We start from the raw sequence: 16,077 nt of genomic DNA, 5'->3' as shown, positions 1-16,077 counted from the left end.
CCCTGTATATCGCCCAAAATATTCATCCTTACGAGTGAGGCACGCGTCTCAAAAAGAAGGCGGCTTAATAGCCGCCTTCTTCCCTCACTACCGGAGCGGTCCACACTGGCCGGCTTCAAACCCCAACAGGATTAGCCTTCTCCGGATCAATCTTGTACTGCTTGATCGCCCGGGCCACATCCTTCGCGGTCATCTTCCCTTCCTTCGCCAGCGCCGCAATCGCGGCATGGGCGATGTAGTACCGGTCCACTTCAAAGAACCGGCGCAGGTTCGCACGGGTATCCGAACGACCAAACCCATCGGTACCCAGCACGGTGTACGACATCGGCACGAACGCGCGGATCTGGTCCGCATACGCACGCACGTAGTCGGTGGCGGCAATCGCCGGGCCCTGGCGGCCTTCCAGCAGCTCGGTCACGTAGGCCTTGCGCTGCTCACCTTCCGGATGCAGGCGGTTGGCACGCTCCACGTCGAAACCATCGCGACGCAGTTCGTTGAAGCTCGGGCAGCTCCAGATATCGGCGGTCACGCCGAAGTCCTTGTCCAGCAGCTCGGCGGCAGCAATGGCTTCGCGCAGGATGGTGCCCGAGCCCAGCAGCTGCACGCGCAGCTCGCCCTTCTTCGGCTTGCCGGCGTCGGTCAGCAGGTACATGCCCTTGACGATGCCTTCGGCCGCGCCTTCCGGCATTTCCGGGTGGGTGTAGTTCTCGTTCATCAGGGTGACGTAGTAATACTCGTCCACCTGGTCTTCCATCATGCGCTTGGTGCCGTGCTGCAGAACCACGGTCACTTCGAAGCCGAAGGTCGGGTCGTAGCTGCGCACGTTCGGGATGCCACCGGCCACCAGATGGCTGAAGCCATCTTCGTGCTGCAGGCCTTCACCGTTCAGCGTAGTGCGGCCAGCGGTGCCTCCCAGCAGGAAGCCGCGGGTACGCATGTCCGCCGCCTGCCAGGCGATGTCGCCCACGCGCTGGAAGCCGAACATCGAGTAGTAGATGTAGAACGGCAGCATCGGCACGTTGCTGACCGAGTAGCTGGTACCGGCGGCCATCCACGAGCTGATCGCACCCGGCTCGCTGATGCCCTGCTGCAGCACCTGGCCGCTCTGGTCTTCGCGGTAGAACATCAGCTGGTCCGCGTCCACCGGCTTGTACTTCTGGCCGAACGGCGCGTAGATGCCGATCTGGCGGAACAGGCCTTCCATACCGAAGGTACGGGCTTCGTCGGCCACGATCGGCACGATGTGCGGGCCCAGTTCCTTGTCACGCAAGGTGATGTTCAGGCTCTGCACGAAGGCCATGGTGGTGGAGTAGCTGCGCTCGCCGCTGCTCTTCAGCAGGCGCTCGTAGGCTTCCAGCTTCGGTGCCACGAAGGTCTTGTCGGCCTTGCGGCGGCGCTGCGGCAGGTAACCGCCCAGTGCGGCACGGCGTTCCTGCAGGTACTGCACTTCCGGCGAATCCGGGCCCGGGTGGTAGAACGGCACCTGGCCGTCGGCCAGCTGCGCGTCGGTCACCGGAATGTTGAAGCGGTCGCGGAAGTGGCGCACCGCTTCGTCGTCCAGCTTCTTGGTCTGGTGGGTCGGGTTCAGTGCCTCACCGGCGCTGCCCATGCCGTAGCCCTTCACGGTCTTGGCCAGGATGACGGTCGGCATGCCTTTGGTGTTCACGGCCTGGTGGTAGGCGGCGTACACCTTGTGCGGGTCGTGGCCACCACGGTTCAGGCGCCAGATGTCGTCGTCGGACAGGCCGGCGACCATCGCAGCGGTTTCCGGGTACTTGCCGAAGAAATGCTCGCGGGTATATGCGCCGCCGAAGGCCTTGCAGTTCTGGTATTCGCCGTCGACGGTTTCCATCATCAGCTTCTTCAGGACGCCGTCGCTGTCCTTGGCCAGCAGGGCATCCCAGTAACCGCCCCACAGCAGCTTGATCACGTTCCAGCCGCCGCCACGGAACACGCCTTCCAGTTCCTGGATGATCTTGCCGTTGCCGCGCACCGGGCCGTCCAGGCGCTGCAGGTTGCAGTTCACCACGAAGATCAGGTTGTCCAGGCCTTCACGGCCGGCCAGGGCGATGGCACCCAGGGTTTCCGGCTCGTCGCTCTCGCCGTCGCCGATGAAGCACCACACCTTGCGGTCGGACTTCTCGATCAGGCCACGGTTTTCCAGGTAGCGCATGAACTGCGCCTGGTAGATGGCGGCCAGCGGGCCCAGGCCCATCGACACGGTCGGGGTCTGCCAGTATTCCGGCATCAGCCACGGGTGCGGGTAGGAGGACAGGCCACCGCCGTCCACTTCCATGCGGAACTTGTCCAGCTGCTCTTCGCTGATGCGGCCTTCCAGGAAGGAACGCGCGTAGATGCCCGGGGCGCTGTGGCCCTGGATGAACAGCAGGTCGCCCGGGTGGTTTTCGCTCGGGGCGCGCCAGAAGTGGTTGAAGCCCACGTCGTACAGGGTGGCGCCGGAGGCGAACGAGGCGATGTGGCCGCCCAGGTCACCCGGCTTGCGGTTGGCGCGGACCACGGTGGCCATCGCGTTCCAGCGGATGATCGAACGGATGCGCCATTCCAGCTCGGCATTGCCCGGGCTCTTGGCCTCGAGCTGCGGCTCGATGGTGTTGACGTACTCGGTGGTGGGAGAGAACGGCAGGTAGGCGCCCGAACGACGGGTCAGTTCCACCATGCCTTCCAGCAGCTGATGCGCGCGCTCGGAGCCCTCGACATCAATAACGGCCTTCAACGACTCGATCCACTCCTGGGTTTCCACAGGATTCGGGTCGTTGTTCAGCACCTCGTTCAACCAGTTCATTAGCGCTCCCATAACCGCACGCACGCGCGCGACTGTTGTATAGATTTCTAGACCGCAAAGTGTAGCGCACCAAGGGCTTTCGTCACTTGGCTACGCAGGCGTATGGATGCAACCGGCCAGTGTCCGCAAGGGGCTTGCCGGGCCCGCTGAAGGCCCTGCGGCGGGCCTTGTTGGCTGCGCGGGCTGTCGCTTGCGGGCCGCTGCGCCCATGTGCAGGACGCAGTGTTACCGCTGCCGATGACGGTTGTAGGGCAGCGCCATGCCCACCTGTATCGGCTCCGCGTGCTGGCGCTGAACGGACGACAACGTGTCGCACCTGCCTCTGGATCGCCCCCCGCCCTGCCCTCAGGGTAGGCCTCGAGTGTTGGCCTCGCCCGCTTCGGTCCGCCGTCTGGCCCTGCCTCACTCCCTTCCACAGTGTTTCCGGGGCGCCTCGCAAGGGGCGCCCCTTTTGCTGTGCGCGGGGCCGGCCGTGGCCCAAAACTGACCTGCTTGTGGCCGGATCGATGATTGTCGTCTTCGATATATCGATATATCGTTTGCACACTCGTTTACCGATATATCGAAATGAGCCGTACCGCTTCTCCCAGAGCCCGTTCCACCAATCCGGAAGTGCCACGCCGCAACGGCCAGCCGCGGGTGCTCAGCCGCGGCGACCTGCGCCTGCTGGTGCTGGCCCTGATCGGCGAGCAGCCGCGCCACGGCTACGAGCTGATGCAGCTGATCAGCAACCAGTTCATGCAGGCCTACACGCCCAGCGCCGGCACCATGTACCCGCTGCTGGCCAGCTTCGAGCAGGCCGGCTGGATCGAGGCCGAGGAAGTGGACGGCAAGCGGATCTTCCGCATCACCACCGCCGGCGAGTTCGAGCTGAAGGTGCAGCGCACCCAGGTGCGCCTGGCGCAGCGACGTGCCTTCGACCGTGCCCGCGAGATCACCAAGGCCTCGCTGCCGCCGCCGCTGGCCGGCGCCCTGCGCGAGTTCAAGCGGGCGCTGGTGCATCACCACGGCCGCTGGGCCGAGGGCGAGGCAGAAGAAGTAGCGGCGCTGCTGACGCGGGCGTCCGCGCTGCTCAACGGTACGGCCGGTAGCGAGAGCCAATCCTTTTCTACGACCCAGCCAGACTGAATCCAGCCAGGTCGCCCCTACGCCGCGCGCCCCCGCGCGACACCTTTACAGGTAACCCCATGACCGAACACAACAACACGCGCCTGCGCCTGGATGTGCGCTTCCGTGAACTGACCGTGCTGCGCACCGAAGAGGTCACCCCGCACATGCGCCGCATCGTGCTGGGCGGCGCCGAGCTGGCCGGTTTCGATTCGCCCGGCGCCGACGACCACATCAAGCTGTTCTTCCCCAATGCCAGCGGCGAGATGGTGCTGCCGGTGGTCACTGCCGAAGGCCGCAGCTATCCGGCCGGCAAGGAGCCCTCACCGGCCCGCGACTACACGCCGCGCTGGTGGGACCACGAAACCGGCGAGCTGGCCATCGACTTCGTGCTGCACGACCAGGGCATTGCCGGGCCGTGGGCCGAGCAGGCCAAGGCTGGCGACACGCTGGTGATCGGCGGCCCGCGCGGCTCGTTCGTGGTGGCCGACAGCTACGACGCCTATGTGCTGATCGGCGATGAAACCGCGCTGCCGGCCATCGCCCGCTGGCTGGACGTGCTGCCGGAGGATGCCGAGGTGCAGGCCTTCATCGAAGTGAGCGATGAAGCCGAACGCCAGGACCTGCCGCAGTACGAGAACGTGCGTATCCACTGGCTGGAGCGCAATGGCTTCGCCGCGGCCAGCAGCACGCTGCTGGAAGACATGCTGACCGACTTCGAGGCACCGGACGGCGATGTCTTCTACTGGATCGCCACCGAATCGCGCCGCGCCCGGATGATGCGCAAGTTCATCGAAGGCCACCTGGGCGTGCCGCGCGACTGGATCCGTTCCACCGGCTACTGGAAGGCCCACCCGGACGAAACCGACGGCGATTGACCGGGCAGCCGGTGGGTGCGGCCCCTGCTTGGTGGGTGCGGACCGTTGGTCCGCACGCCCTGCAACAGGTAGTGCCGGCCGCTGGCCGGCAACCTCATGAACCTTCGGCAGGAACCTGCAGTTGCCGGCCAGCGGCCGGCACTACCACGTTGGATGCCACCTGCCGCTTCCACCCGAACCGCTGCGCGGCCCAGATCTCCAGCGCCACCAGCAGCGCGATGATCAGCAACGGCAACAGCAGCCCGAAGTACACACCGGGCATCATGCCGTTGATCTGCGCTTTCACCAGCCGCAGCACGCCACGGGTGTGCAGCAGCTCATCAACGTGCATGGTCAGTACCTCGCGTACCACCTTGGGTTCCAGCCCAATCGTGCCGGCCTTGTCCACCAGCGTGTCTTCCACCATGCCGCGCAGCAGGCCTTCGCGCACTTTGCCGATCACCCAACCGGTGCCGCGCGCCAACGGGCCGTTGCCAAGACGATCAAGACCGGGCAACGGATGTTCGCTGAGGTAGGCCGAAGCGATGGTATCGGCCACATCCCCCACCGTGCCCTGGCTGCGCAATGCCTCGCGCATGCGCGGGTCGTCCAGCGAATCGGTGAAGCCTTCGCTCCAGCCTTCCACCAGGGTCTGCAGGTGCGGCTGGAAATGATCGAGCTGCTTGAACAGCGCGCGGTGCGCGCCAGCAGTAAAGCCCAGCTGCAGGCCGAAGAAGGCGGTGGCCAGTGGCAGCAGCACCACGTAGCTGGCCAGCAGCCAGTGATGCCAGCGCTTGCGCCGCTGCAACCAACCCCGGCGGTGCAGCCAGCGCCAGGCAAAGATGCCCAGCACCAGGCCAAGCAGCGTACCGAGCACGCTGCCGCCCAGCAGATCGAGCACGCTCAGGCCCGTCCAGAATTCGTTCAACCAGTACTGCGCGTCCTGCATGGATCTTCCTTCCGTGGGTGGTACAGCGGGCCATTGTAGAGCCGAGCCCATGCTCGGCTGCTCTCCGCCTCCGGTGGGTGCGGACCGCCATCGACTGGTGGGTGCGGACCGTTGGTCCGCACACTCCCATGCAATTGCCGGCCAGCGGCCGGCACGACCCGCCAAGCAATGCGACAATCGCGCTCCTTTCCTGCAGCAACGAGGGCCACATGGCCAAACTGACCCTGGCCAGCGTGGATGCGCTGCGTACCCGCTTCGCCGATGACGCCGCCTGCGACGCGGCACTGGCCGCCTTCGCCGACACCGCTGCCCTGCGCGTACCGCTGCGTGAGCTGGTGGAAGCACAACACCGCTACCTGCAGGCCGAATTCGAAGTGGCGCAGGTGGCCGATGTGCTGCGCCGCGACCAGAAGTACGCGCCGGTGGGCCGGCCTTCGATCAACATCGTGCAGCTGCGCAAGCAGCAGGCCGCGACCAAGCAGGCCGCGCTGATCGCACGCCAGGTGGTGGCGCAGGCAGCGCAGACCTTCGTTCGGGTGAGCGGGCTGGCGGTGAAGGCCAAGCAAAGCCCGAGCGAAGCGTGCGTGGCATGGTTGGGCGCGCTGCGCTGAACGCGCGTACCCGGTAGTGGCCAACCTTGGTTGGCCTGCGAAATGCTCGTGTGCCAACCAAGGTTGGCACCTACCAAAGCACTCTCCGGCCCTGCATGAACCGGTAGTGGCCAACCTTGGTTGGCCCGCGAAGTGCTCGTGCGCCAACCAAGGTTGGCACCTACCAAAGCACTCTCCGGCCCTGCATGAACCGGTAGTGGCCAACCTTGGTTGGCCCGCGAAGTGCTCGTGCGCCAACCAAGGTTGGCATCTACCAAAGCACTCTCCGGCCCTGCATGAACCGGTAGTGGCCAACCTTGGTTGGCCTGCGAAATGCTCGTGTGCCAACCAAGGTTGGCACCTACCAAAGCACTCTCCGGCCCTGCACGAACCGGTAGTGGCCAACCTTGGTTGGCCCGCGAAGTGCTCGTGCGCCAACCAAGGTTGGCACCTACCAAAGCACTCTCCGACCCTGCATGAACCGGTAGTGGCCAACCAAGGCGTCCCCCACGCCCAAAAAAGAAGGCCCGCTTTTCAGCGGGCCTTCTGCCTTCTCACGACGAGTGAGCGGGGTGCATCAAGCGGCCGGCTTTTCGCCGGTGGCTTCGGTGGTGATGCGGATCTTCACTTCATCGCTGACGTTCGGGGCATACGCGCCGACGCCGAAATCGCTGCGCTTCAGGGTGGTGGTGGCATCGAAGCCGGCGGCCGGAACCTTGGCCATCGGATGCTCGCCGCCGCCGTTGACGGTCACGTCCAGGGTGACCGGCTTGGTGATGCCCTTGATGGTCAGGTCACCGGTGACGGTCAGCTTGTTGGTGCCAGCGGCTTCCACCTTGGTGCTCTTGAAGGTGGCATCGGCGAACTTGGAGGCGTCGAAGAAGTCGGCGCTCTTCAGGTGCTCGTCGAACTTGGCGGTGAAGCTGTTCAGGCCGCTCAGCGGCAGCTTCACTTCCACGGTGGACTTGGTCACGTCGGCGGCGTCGTACACCAGGGTGCCTTCGACGTTGCCGAAGTGCGCGCTGGGGTTGGAGAAGCCAAAGTGGCTCCACTGGGCCAGCACGTCGGTGTGGGTCGGGTCCAGCTTGTAGGTGCCCGAGGCGATCTGGATCGCTTCGGCGGCCGGCGCGGCGGCAGCGGCATCGGCAGCCGGGGTGGCGGCCTGTTCGGTGGTGGCCGGGGCGGCAGCGTCAGCAGCCGGGGCAGCGGTGTCGGCCGGCTTGGAGCAGGCGGCGATGGCCAGGGTCAGGGCCAGCGGCAGCAGCAGTTTACGGGTGGCGCTCATCTGAGGAACTCTCCGGATCGTAGGGTGGGTACACGGTGCAGCAAGAGCCTGCCACGGGACGGCAGGCCCGAAACCGATACAGCGACTTACGCGATGCGCGCCGCTTCGTCGAACGACAGGCGCGGCAGACGCGGGAACAGGCCCGCCGAGTCACCGTAACCCAGGTTGACCAGGAAATTCGACTTGATGGAGGTGCCGGCGAAGAAGGCTTCATCCACCTTGGCTGCATCGAAGCCCGACATCGGGCCGGCATCCAGGCCCAGCGCGCGTGCGGCCAGGATCAGGTAGGCGCCCTGCAGGCTGCCGTTGCGGATGGCGGCTTCGTGGCGGCCTTCCTGCGGGCCGTCGAACCAGGCCTTGGCATCGGTGTGCGGGAACAGGTACGGCAGCTTCTCGTGGAAGTCCAGGTCGAAGCCGATGATGACGGTGACCGGGGCGGCCATGGTCTTGTCGTGGTTGCCTTCGGACAGGGCCGGGGCCAGCTTGGCCTTGGCTTCCTTCGAGGTGACGAAGACGAAACGGGCCGGCGTGGTGTTGGCGGCGGTCGGGCCCCACTTCACCAGGTCATACAGTTCCTGCAGCAGGCTGGCCGGGACCGGCTTGTCGAGGAAAGCGTTCTGGGTGCGGGCAGTACGGAACAGCTGGTCGAGGGCAGCAGCGTCGAGCGCGTGGGACATCGGTGGATCTCCAGGGCGGCTAAGGGAAGTCAGTGCCCGCGGGCGGCGCGGGGCGAAACGACGAGCCGCAGTGTAGAGTGTCGCGACTGTTGCAACACCCAGCAGGGCTGAAACGAATTAATGCCACAGGTGAAACGATCGAGCGCGCCCTGGACGGTCACGGACGGCCGTGCGGGCAATGTCCGCCAGGCGGTCGCGCTGGCCTCTGCGCTGCGCCAGGGCACCCATCGGCCGCTGGTCCTGCAGCCCCGCGCACCCTGGCGCTGGCTGTCGCCGCGGCGGCTGCCCGGTGATGTGAACGGCTATGGCGAGGCATTCGCGACGCTGGCCGCGGACGCACCGCCGCTGGCGATCGGCTGTGGCCGTCAGGCCGCCGGCGCACTGCGCGTGCTGCGCGCACGTGGCAGCCAGGTGGTGCAGATCCTCGACCCGCGCATCAATGCCCGCCACTGGGACATGGTGGTGGTGCCCGAACACGATGCCCTGCGTGGCAGCAACGTGCTGACCCTGCTCGGCAGCCTCAACCCGGTGGATGACGACTGGCTGGCCTGGGGCCGCGCCGCGTTCGCTGGCTTCAGTACCCTGCCTGGCCCGCGCACCGCGCTGCTGGTGGGCGGGCCGACGCCGCTGGCACCCTGGGACGAGACCGCGATGGTGGGCGTGTTCCAGGCGCTGGCCGATCAGATCCGCGCTGAGGGCGGCAGCCTGCTGGCCACGACTTCGCGGCGCACGCCACCGGCATTGGCCGAGATCCTGCGCGCGAAATTCTCCGACCTGCCGCACGTGATCTGGGGCGATGGTGGCGACGGCACCAATCCCTATGGCGGCCTGCTCGGCTGGGCCAACCGCGTGGTGGTCTCGCCCGATTCGGTGAACCTGCTCTCTGAGGCCTGCGCCACGCGCATGCCGGTGATGGTGGCGCTGGCCGAGACTGCGCAGGGCCGCTTGGCGCGCTTCCAGCAGCAGCTGCGCGAGCGCGGGCGATTGCAGGCGCACTGGCTGGACTGGCAGTACGACCGTATCGAGCCGCTGCGCGAGACCGCGCGGGTGGCGGCAGAAGTGAAACAGCGCCTGGCAGCGGGGTAGTGCCGGCCGCTGGCCGGCAATCCTGGGCACCTGGCATCACGGTAATGCCGGGTGCCCAGCGTTTTCTGAACATTTCGATCCGGTACCGCGGTTAGAGTCCAGCTTCCCCCATCACTCTGAACGTCTTCATGCGTACCTTGCTCCTGCTGCCCCTGGCCCTGCTCGCTGCCTGCTCCACCACGCCCACCGAGCTGGATCCGATTTCGTATCAATGCCAGCAGCAGTTGGACGCGTACCGCGAACAACCGGCGCTGCGCGATCCGAAGGGCCAGCGCCCACCGCTGCCGGTGGCCCCGATCAGCGATGCCTGCGACAAGGAGCTCCAGCGCAAGGGCGTGGATCGTCCCCTGCGCTGAGCAGCGTATGATCGGCGCGCGGGCCTGCCCGCCGTTGAAGGTATCGACATGGATCGTTTCTCCCACCTGCCGCGCGCCGCGCTGCTGATCACCAGCCTGCTGGCGACCGCACCGGCCTGGGCCAACAGCACCGAATGCCGCGAGCGCTACCCGAGCGTGGCCGCGCAGGCGGCGATGCTGGACGTGGCCTGGACCACCGCTGAGCGCCTGGACGCGCTGCCCGATGTGGACGTGGTGGTAGCCGCGCGCGGTGGCCAGGACCTGAGCCGCTACGGCCTGCGCCACAGCCACCTGGCCTTCCTGGTGCGTGAGGACAATGGCCGCTGGCGCGCGATTCACCTGCTCAACCGCTGCAAGACCGACAGCTCGCAGCTGTACCTCGAAGGGCTGGGCAACTTCGTCGGCGAGAGCGGCGGCCATACCGACCTGCGCATCGGCGTGCCCTCGGCGCCGCTGCGTGCCGCGTTGAAAGCGATGCTGGTGTCGCCGTCGATCCAGCCGAAGGCGCTGCACGAAACCAAATACAACGTGGTTGCCTACCCGTTTGCCACCGACTACCAGAACTCCAACCAGTGGGTGCTGGAAGTGCTGGCCGCGGCGATGGCGCAGACCGAAGGCGCGCCGGCCATCGTCAAGCGCGAACAGGCACAGCAGTGGCTGCGCCAGCAGAAGTACCAGCCCAGCGTGCTGCATATCGGCCTCGGCAAGCGCGTGGGTGCGCGCCTGTTCGTGGCCAACGCCACCACCACTGACCATCCGGCCGGCGAACGCATCTCCGGCAACTATTCGGTGGTGACGGTGGAATCGGTGTTCGATTTCCTGCACCAGCGCAGCCAGCTGCAGCAGGAACTGGTGATCCCTCACGTGCCGGTAGCCGGTGCTGCCGCCGCCACGCCCTGAATCCAGCAAGGAGAACGACATGCGTACCCTGCCCGCCGTCCTGATGCCGATGCTGATCGCCGCAAGCCTGGCCTGGTCCACGGCCGCTCATGCAGAGCGCCGCATCGTGATCATCCACGACCCGGGCCCGCAGGGACCGAGCCTGGAGATGTCCACGCAGATGGTGACGTCGGCCCGCGCGGCGGCGGCGAAGGAAGCCCAGGATGCCGCCGACGCTGGCCAGCCGCTGGCCCGCCCGCAGCAGATCAAGCTGCCGCAGATGCAGGTGAGCGCGATCGCCACCACCGTGGATGGCCGCCGCGAAGTGCTGCTGCGCGATGCCAACGATCCGCAGAACACCGCATCGATGCAGTACCCGCGCGGCATCGGCGATCCCGCCGTGCAGTTCACCGTGGGCCAGACCGTGAACTTCGAACCGACCGGCGCCGACCAGGGCTGGCAGCTGAAGGACAACCAGGGCCGCCCGCTGGAATACCTGCCCGAGGCCACCGGCCCGCGCGACATCTTCGATACCCGGCGCTGAGCCGCCGTCCCCACCCTGACCAGGAGGTCTCCATGTTCCGTTGCCTGCGCGTTCCCGCCACTGCCCTGCTGCTTTCGGCGCTGGTGGTGCCCACCGTCCATGCCGGCGCCGCGCCGCAGTTGAACAGCGGCCAGACCAGCGTGCTGGTCACGTCGCTGATCGTGCTGTCGATTCCGTTGGCCACGTCGATGGGACTGGCCGAACTGTCCAAGGCCCCGTTCAAGGCCAGCGAGCGCAACGGCAAGGTCGCCGCACGCACGCCGGCGGTGCCGCTGCCACCGATGGAAGTGAAGCAGGTCGCCACCACGCCAGCCGGTGATCGCCAGGTGCACCTGCAGGTGCCCGGCAAGGCCGACCAGACCGCAACGCTGCAATGGCCGGCGGCTGCAGGTGATGACCCGATTGCCGGTTTCGTCGTCGGCCAGCAGGTGCGCTTCGACCCGACCGACGCGGGTGCCGGCTGGACCGTGAAGAGCGCGCAGGGCCAGGCGCTGGCCTATGTGCCGACCGCCTATGCCGCCGGCGATGTGATGAGCGAAACGCTGTAAAGCTGAACGGCCGGTTTTGGCATTGCCGCGGGCCGGGCGGATAATGGGCGATCCCCTTTGTCCCCCTGGCTCGCCATGTCCGTGCGTCCTGCCCCTGTGTTTGCCCCGTTGACCGCCCGCGCCCTGGTGCTGGCGGTGCTGGCCATGGGCGCGGTGGTGCTGCTGTCCAACGTACTGGTGCAGTACCCGATCAACGATTGGCTGACCTGGGGTGCTTTCAGTTACCCGGTCGCGTTCCTGGTCAGCAACCTGATCAACCGCCGCTTCGGCCCGGGCCCGGCCCGGCGCGTGGCGTGGATCGGTTTCGCGGTGGCGGTGCTGCTTTCGATCTGGGTGGCCACCCCGCGCATCGCCATTGCCTCGTGCTCGGCCTTCATCGTGGCCCAGCTGCTGGACATCACCGTGTTCGACCGCCTGCGGCGTGGCAGCTGGTGGCGCGCACCGATGGTGGCCACCACCTGCAGCGCGACGGTGGATACCACCATTTTCTGGTCGATCGCGTTTGCCGGTTCGACCCTGCCGTGGGTGAGCTGGGCTGCCGGCGACCTGGCGGTGAAGCTGGCGATCGGCGTCTGCCTGCTGGCCCCGTTCCGCGCACTGTTGTGGAAGATGGCGCCGCTGCGCACCACCAGCTGACCGCCGTTGCTCTGGTAGGTGCCAACCTTGGTTGGCACGCTGTTGCCGGGGTCATGAACGCTGACGGATTGTGCCAACCAAGGTTGGCACCTACCAACAGCAGGCCAACGCTCAGATCATTGATCCGGCGGGTCATCGCCGGGCCATTGATCCGGTAGTCGCCAACCTTGGTTGGCGCTTTGCATTCATGCCAACCAAGGTTGGCATCTACCAACAGCGGGTCATCGCCGGCCAATGATCCGGTGGGTGCCGACCGTTGGTCGGCACGCCCTGCAGAACCCATCGCTGCCGACAGATTGTGCCGACCAACGGTCGGCACCTACCAACAGCGACCATCGCCGAGCCATTGATTGGGTAGCTGCCAACCTTGGTTGGCGCTTTGCATTCATGCCAACCAAGGTTGGCAGCTACCAACAGCAGGTCATCGCCGGCCATTGATCCGGTGGGTGCCGACCGTTGGTCGGCACGCCCTGCAGAACTCATCGTTGCCGACAGATTGTGCCGACCAACGGTCGGCACCTACCAACGGCGACCATCGCCGAGCCATTGATCTGGTAGCTGCCAACCTTGGTTGGCGCTTTGCATTCATGCCAACCAAGGTTGGCATCTACCAACAGCGGGTCATCGCCGGCCAATGATCCGGTGGGTGCCGACCGTTGGTCGGCACGCCCAGCAGAACTCATCGCTGCCGACAGATTGTGCCGACCAACGGTCGGTACCCACCCAAAGTTGTTGCAGCATTTGCACCCACTCAGGCGAACGGCAGCTCCGCGGCGATGCACGCGGCGGTAATCGCGGCACATGCCTCTTCAATCGCGGGCGTGGTCGGCGCCAACCGCGGGCGCCGATCCAGCGTGCAGGCCAGGCCCACGTCCAGCAGCGTGGCATGTGCTCCATGCAATGCCTGCGCCGTGTCTTCCGGCAGGAAACCGGCAACGGCCAACGCATCGATCAACGACGGCGTATCGCGCGGCTGCAGCAGCGCCGCATGCTGCGCACTGCGCGCCAGCACACCGGTCTGCAGCAGGAACTCCAGGTCCACCACGCCGCCAGCACCCTGCTTCAGGTCCAGTCGCGCGGCATCGCTGCGGTCCAGTTCGGTGCGCATGCGGCCGCGCATCTTCAGCACGTCCGCGTACAGCACACCCGTGTCGCGCTCACGCCCAAGCGTCTGCGCACGCACCTGCTCGAAGTCGGCCAACAGGCTGGCATCGCCGGCCACGCCACGCGCGCGCACCAGCGCCTGGTGCTCCCAGGTCCACGCACGTTCGCGCTGGTATTCGGTGTAACTGGCCAACGAAGACACCAGCGAACCCTTGCCACCATCCGGGCGCAGGCGCACGTCGATGTCGTACAGGCGCCCGGCGGCGGTCACCGCACCGAGCAGCGCCATCACCTTCTGCGCCAGGCGTGCATACCAGCGCCCCGGCTCCAGCGGACGCGCGCCATTGCTGGCATCCACCCCGGCCGGGTTGTCGTGCAGGAACACCAGGTCCAGATCGGAACCGAAGCCCAGTTCAAGCCCACCGAGGCTGCCATAGCCGATGATCGCGAAACGCCCGCCGGGAATCTCGCCGTGTGCGGCATGCATGTCCGCTTCGGCCATCGCCAACACGGTGACCACCACGGCCTGCGCCAGCTCGGCCAGTTGCCGCGTGCTGTCCACCGCACCCTGGCGGCCATCCAGCGTGGCCATCGCCATGCGGAAACTCAGTGCCAGCCGCGTTTCATTGAGCCAGCGCAGCGCGGATTCCGGATCTTCCACCGGCAGCACCTGCTGGCACTCGGCCAGCATGCCAGCCGCATCCGGCATCGGCCCGGATACGCGCACGTCCAGCAGTTCGTCCAGCAGCAGCGGATACGCCGCCAACCGCTCGGCCAGCAGCGCGCTGCGCGCCAGCACGTCCACCAACCGCGCCAGTGCGCTGGGCTGTTCGTCCAGCAAGGCGAGATAGCTGGTCCGGCGCAGCACCGCCTGCAACAGGCCGAGCACGCGCTTGAGCGCGGCATCCGGCTGCGGCGAACGCGTGGCCGCATGCAGCAGCGCGGGCAGCACGCGATCCAGCCGCGCACGCGCGGCATCGGACAACGACTTCACGCCGGTGCCCTGGGCGAAATCGCGTAGCGACTGGTCGGCGCCGTTGGCATCGAGGAAACCGGCTTCGGCCAGCAGCGGTGCGTTGCTGCCTTCGGGCAGGCTGCGCCAGTAGTTGGCCAGTGCATCGGGCGCGGCCTGGCCCTTGCGCGGTGCCAGCAGCGCGGCGAATTCAGTACTGACGCGCTGCTGCTGTTCGGCCAGCGCCGCGCGCAGCACCTCCCAATCCGGATAGCCCAGACCCACGGCGATGCGTTCGCGGTCGAGCGCATCACTGGGCAACACATGGGTCTGCGCGTCACGCAGCATCTGCAGGCGGTTCTCCAGGCGCCGCAGGAACAGGTACGCCTCGCGCAGCGCGCTGCCATCCTCGGGCGCGATCTGCCCGGCGGCCACCAGTGCGTCCAGCGCCACCAGCAGCCGACGCTCGCGCAATGCCGGTTCGCGACCACCGCGGATCAGCTGCAGCGCCTGGCACAGGAATTCGATCTCGCGGATGCCACCGGCACCGCGCTTGATGTCGTCGTGCAGTTCGCGGCGTGCGACTTCAGCGGTGATGGCCGCCTTCATTTCGCGCAGGCCGTCTAGCGCGGTGAAATCCAGGTAGCGGCGGTACACGAACGGGCGCAGGGTCTGCAGCCACGCCTCACCGGCCTCGATATCGCCGGCCACCGCGCGCGCCTTCAGCCAGGCATAGCGCTCCCAATCACGGCCCTCGCGCTGGAAATACTGGTCCATCCCCGCGAACGAGAGTGCAACGCGGCCGGCGCTGCCGAACGGACGCAGGCGCAGGTCGACGCGGTGGCTGAAGCCATCGACGGTGGTTTCATCCAGCAGCTTGGCCAGGCGCTGGCCGAGACGGGCGAAATATTCTTCCGCCGCCAACGGACGCGGTCCATCGGATTCACCTCCCTGCGGATAGGCGTAGACCAGATCCACATCGGAACTGAAGTTGAGCTCGCCACCGCCCAGCTTGCCAAGGCCGAACACCACCAGCTGCTGCGGGATGCCGTGTTCATCGGCGATGACGCCGTGACGCTGGGCGAATTCCTGCTGCAGGGCGTCCAGCGCCAGCCGCAGGCAGTCTTCGGCCAAAGCGGTGGCACCGGCCAGAGTCTGCGCCACGTCGTCCAGACCGGTCAGGTCACGCCAGATCAGCCGTGTGGACATCGCGGTACGCCAGCGCCGGATCTGCGCCGGCCAGTCGCTGGGCTGCAGCGGATCGAGCACCGGCGCTGGGATCGGCGGGCAGCCGGGCGCGGCCAGCTGTGCCAGCAAGGCCGGTTGCCGCACCAGGGTGTCCAGCGCGAAGTCGCTGGCCACCGCCAGCCGGGTCAGCAGCGGCAGCAGGTTGGCCGGGATGTGCTCGGGCAGGACCTGGGCCAGGCGCGCCAGAGCGCGGTCGACAAGAGGCTGCAGGGAGGCGGGCACGTCAGCGGGGGCGAGGGTCATGGGCTGATTGTATCGACCCGTTAACGCCGGCCGCTGCCCAGCGAATCCGATGACCCGGTAGTGCCGGCCGCTGGCCGGCAGATCCGATGATCCTGCCGAAGGTTACTGGGGTTGCCGGCCAGCGGCCGGCACTACCGATAATGGAGACCGCGTATTCATACTGGACGACAGGCAATAAAAAAGCCCGCTTGCAGCGAACTGCCAGCGGGCTCT

The 16,077-nt window shown here is 66.8% G+C and carries 14 protein-coding genes; 9 read left to right on the top strand and 5 right to left on the bottom strand.

What is annotated here, in order from left to right; genetic code table 11:
- Positions 1 to 115 precede the first annotated feature (115 nt).
- The gene (gene aceE / locus ACSYAO_RS02025) at positions 116 to 2,803 is read right to left on the bottom strand and encodes a pyruvate dehydrogenase (acetyl-transferring), homodimeric type (protein ID WP_004139606.1); all 2,688 of its coding nucleotides are present in this window, start codon (positions 2,801 to 2,803) and stop codon (positions 116 to 118) included.
- 567 nt (positions 2,804 to 3,370) lie between these two features.
- Between aceE and ACSYAO_RS02020 the strand changes: the two genes are divergently transcribed.
- Both ACSYAO_RS02020 and ACSYAO_RS02015 read left to right on the top strand, forming a co-directional pair.
- Positions 3,371 to 3,931 carry a PadR family transcriptional regulator gene (locus ACSYAO_RS02020; RefSeq protein WP_049399094.1) on the top strand — a complete coding sequence of 187 codons (561 nt, stop codon included), beginning with the start codon at positions 3,371 to 3,373 and terminating at the stop codon, positions 3,929 to 3,931.
- A 59-nt stretch (positions 3,932 to 3,990) separates the two neighbouring features.
- The gene (locus tag ACSYAO_RS02015; RefSeq protein ID WP_049462941.1) at positions 3,991 to 4,788 is read left to right on the top strand and encodes a siderophore-interacting protein; all 798 of its coding nucleotides are present in this window, start codon (positions 3,991 to 3,993) and stop codon (positions 4,786 to 4,788) included.
- A 94-nt stretch (positions 4,789 to 4,882) separates the two neighbouring features.
- Here ACSYAO_RS02015 and ACSYAO_RS02010 read toward each other — a convergent pair whose 3' ends face one another.
- Positions 4,883 to 5,716, bottom strand: a complete 834-nt coding sequence (locus tag ACSYAO_RS02010; RefSeq protein WP_049462942.1) for a hypothetical protein — start codon at positions 5,714 to 5,716, stop codon at positions 4,883 to 4,885.
- 209 nt (positions 5,717 to 5,925) lie between these two features.
- On the opposite strand from ACSYAO_RS02010, the gene ACSYAO_RS02005 reads away from it, so the two are divergent.
- Positions 5,926 to 6,327, top strand: a complete 402-nt coding sequence (locus ACSYAO_RS02005) for a hypothetical protein (RefSeq protein WP_049462943.1) — start codon at positions 5,926 to 5,928, stop codon at positions 6,325 to 6,327.
- Positions 6,328 to 6,883: 556 nt separating this feature from the next.
- Here ACSYAO_RS02005 and ACSYAO_RS02000 read toward each other — a convergent pair.
- Both ACSYAO_RS02000 and ACSYAO_RS01995 read right to left on the bottom strand, forming a co-directional pair.
- Positions 6,884 to 7,591: a YceI family protein gene (locus tag ACSYAO_RS02000; RefSeq protein ID WP_080356579.1), complete on the bottom strand. Its 708-nt coding sequence runs from the start codon at positions 7,589 to 7,591 to the stop codon at positions 6,884 to 6,886.
- A gap of 86 nt (positions 7,592 to 7,677) precedes the next feature.
- On the bottom strand, positions 7,678 to 8,268 hold the full coding sequence (locus ACSYAO_RS01995; protein ID WP_004139510.1) for a malonic semialdehyde reductase: 591 nt from the start codon (positions 8,266 to 8,268) through the stop codon (positions 7,678 to 7,680).
- A 120-nt stretch (positions 8,269 to 8,388) separates the two neighbouring features.
- Here ACSYAO_RS01995 and ACSYAO_RS01990 point away from each other — a divergent pair, with 120 nt between their 5' ends.
- From ACSYAO_RS01990 to ACSYAO_RS01965, 6 genes are all read left to right on the top strand, one after another.
- Complete coding sequence (locus ACSYAO_RS01990) at positions 8,389 to 9,354, top strand: mitochondrial fission ELM1 family protein (protein WP_049463237.1); 966 nt, start codon at positions 8,389 to 8,391, stop codon at positions 9,352 to 9,354.
- A gap of 128 nt (positions 9,355 to 9,482) precedes the next feature.
- Positions 9,483 to 9,710 (top strand): hypothetical protein, encoded by a 228-nt coding sequence (locus tag ACSYAO_RS01985; protein WP_004139505.1) that lies wholly within the window; start codon positions 9,483 to 9,485, stop codon positions 9,708 to 9,710.
- Between the two features lie 48 nt (positions 9,711 to 9,758).
- Positions 9,759 to 10,610 (top strand): DUF2145 domain-containing protein, encoded by an 852-nt coding sequence (locus ACSYAO_RS01980; RefSeq protein WP_049463236.1) that lies wholly within the window; start codon positions 9,759 to 9,761, stop codon positions 10,608 to 10,610.
- A gap of 19 nt (positions 10,611 to 10,629) precedes the next feature.
- The gene (locus tag ACSYAO_RS01975) at positions 10,630 to 11,133 is read left to right on the top strand and encodes a hypothetical protein (protein ID WP_049463238.1); all 504 of its coding nucleotides are present in this window, start codon (positions 10,630 to 10,632) and stop codon (positions 11,131 to 11,133) included.
- A gap of 32 nt (positions 11,134 to 11,165) precedes the next feature.
- Positions 11,166 to 11,681, top strand: coding sequence for a hypothetical protein (locus ACSYAO_RS01970; protein ID WP_004139500.1), 516 nt, complete (start codon positions 11,166 to 11,168; stop codon positions 11,679 to 11,681).
- 75 nt (positions 11,682 to 11,756) lie between these two features.
- Positions 11,757 to 12,317 (top strand): queuosine precursor transporter, encoded by a 561-nt coding sequence (locus tag ACSYAO_RS01965; protein ID WP_004139497.1) that lies wholly within the window; start codon positions 11,757 to 11,759, stop codon positions 12,315 to 12,317.
- Between the two features lie 751 nt (positions 12,318 to 13,068).
- Here the strand turns inward: ACSYAO_RS01965 and glnE are convergent.
- The gene (glnE, locus tag ACSYAO_RS01960; RefSeq protein WP_049462168.1) at positions 13,069 to 15,864 is read right to left on the bottom strand and encodes a bifunctional [glutamate--ammonia ligase]-adenylyl-L-tyrosine phosphorylase/[glutamate--ammonia-ligase] adenylyltransferase; all 2,796 of its coding nucleotides are present in this window, start codon (positions 15,862 to 15,864) and stop codon (positions 13,069 to 13,071) included.
- Between the last annotated feature and the right edge of the window lie 213 nt (positions 15,865 to 16,077).

This window comes from Stenotrophomonas sp. STK16_22, from assembly GCF_051984505.1.
GTDB lineage: Bacteria > Pseudomonadota > Gammaproteobacteria > Xanthomonadales > Xanthomonadaceae > Stenotrophomonas > Stenotrophomonas maltophilia_A.
Note: the sequence above shows the minus strand (reverse complement) of the source record. Positions and strands in the feature narration are given on the sequence as shown.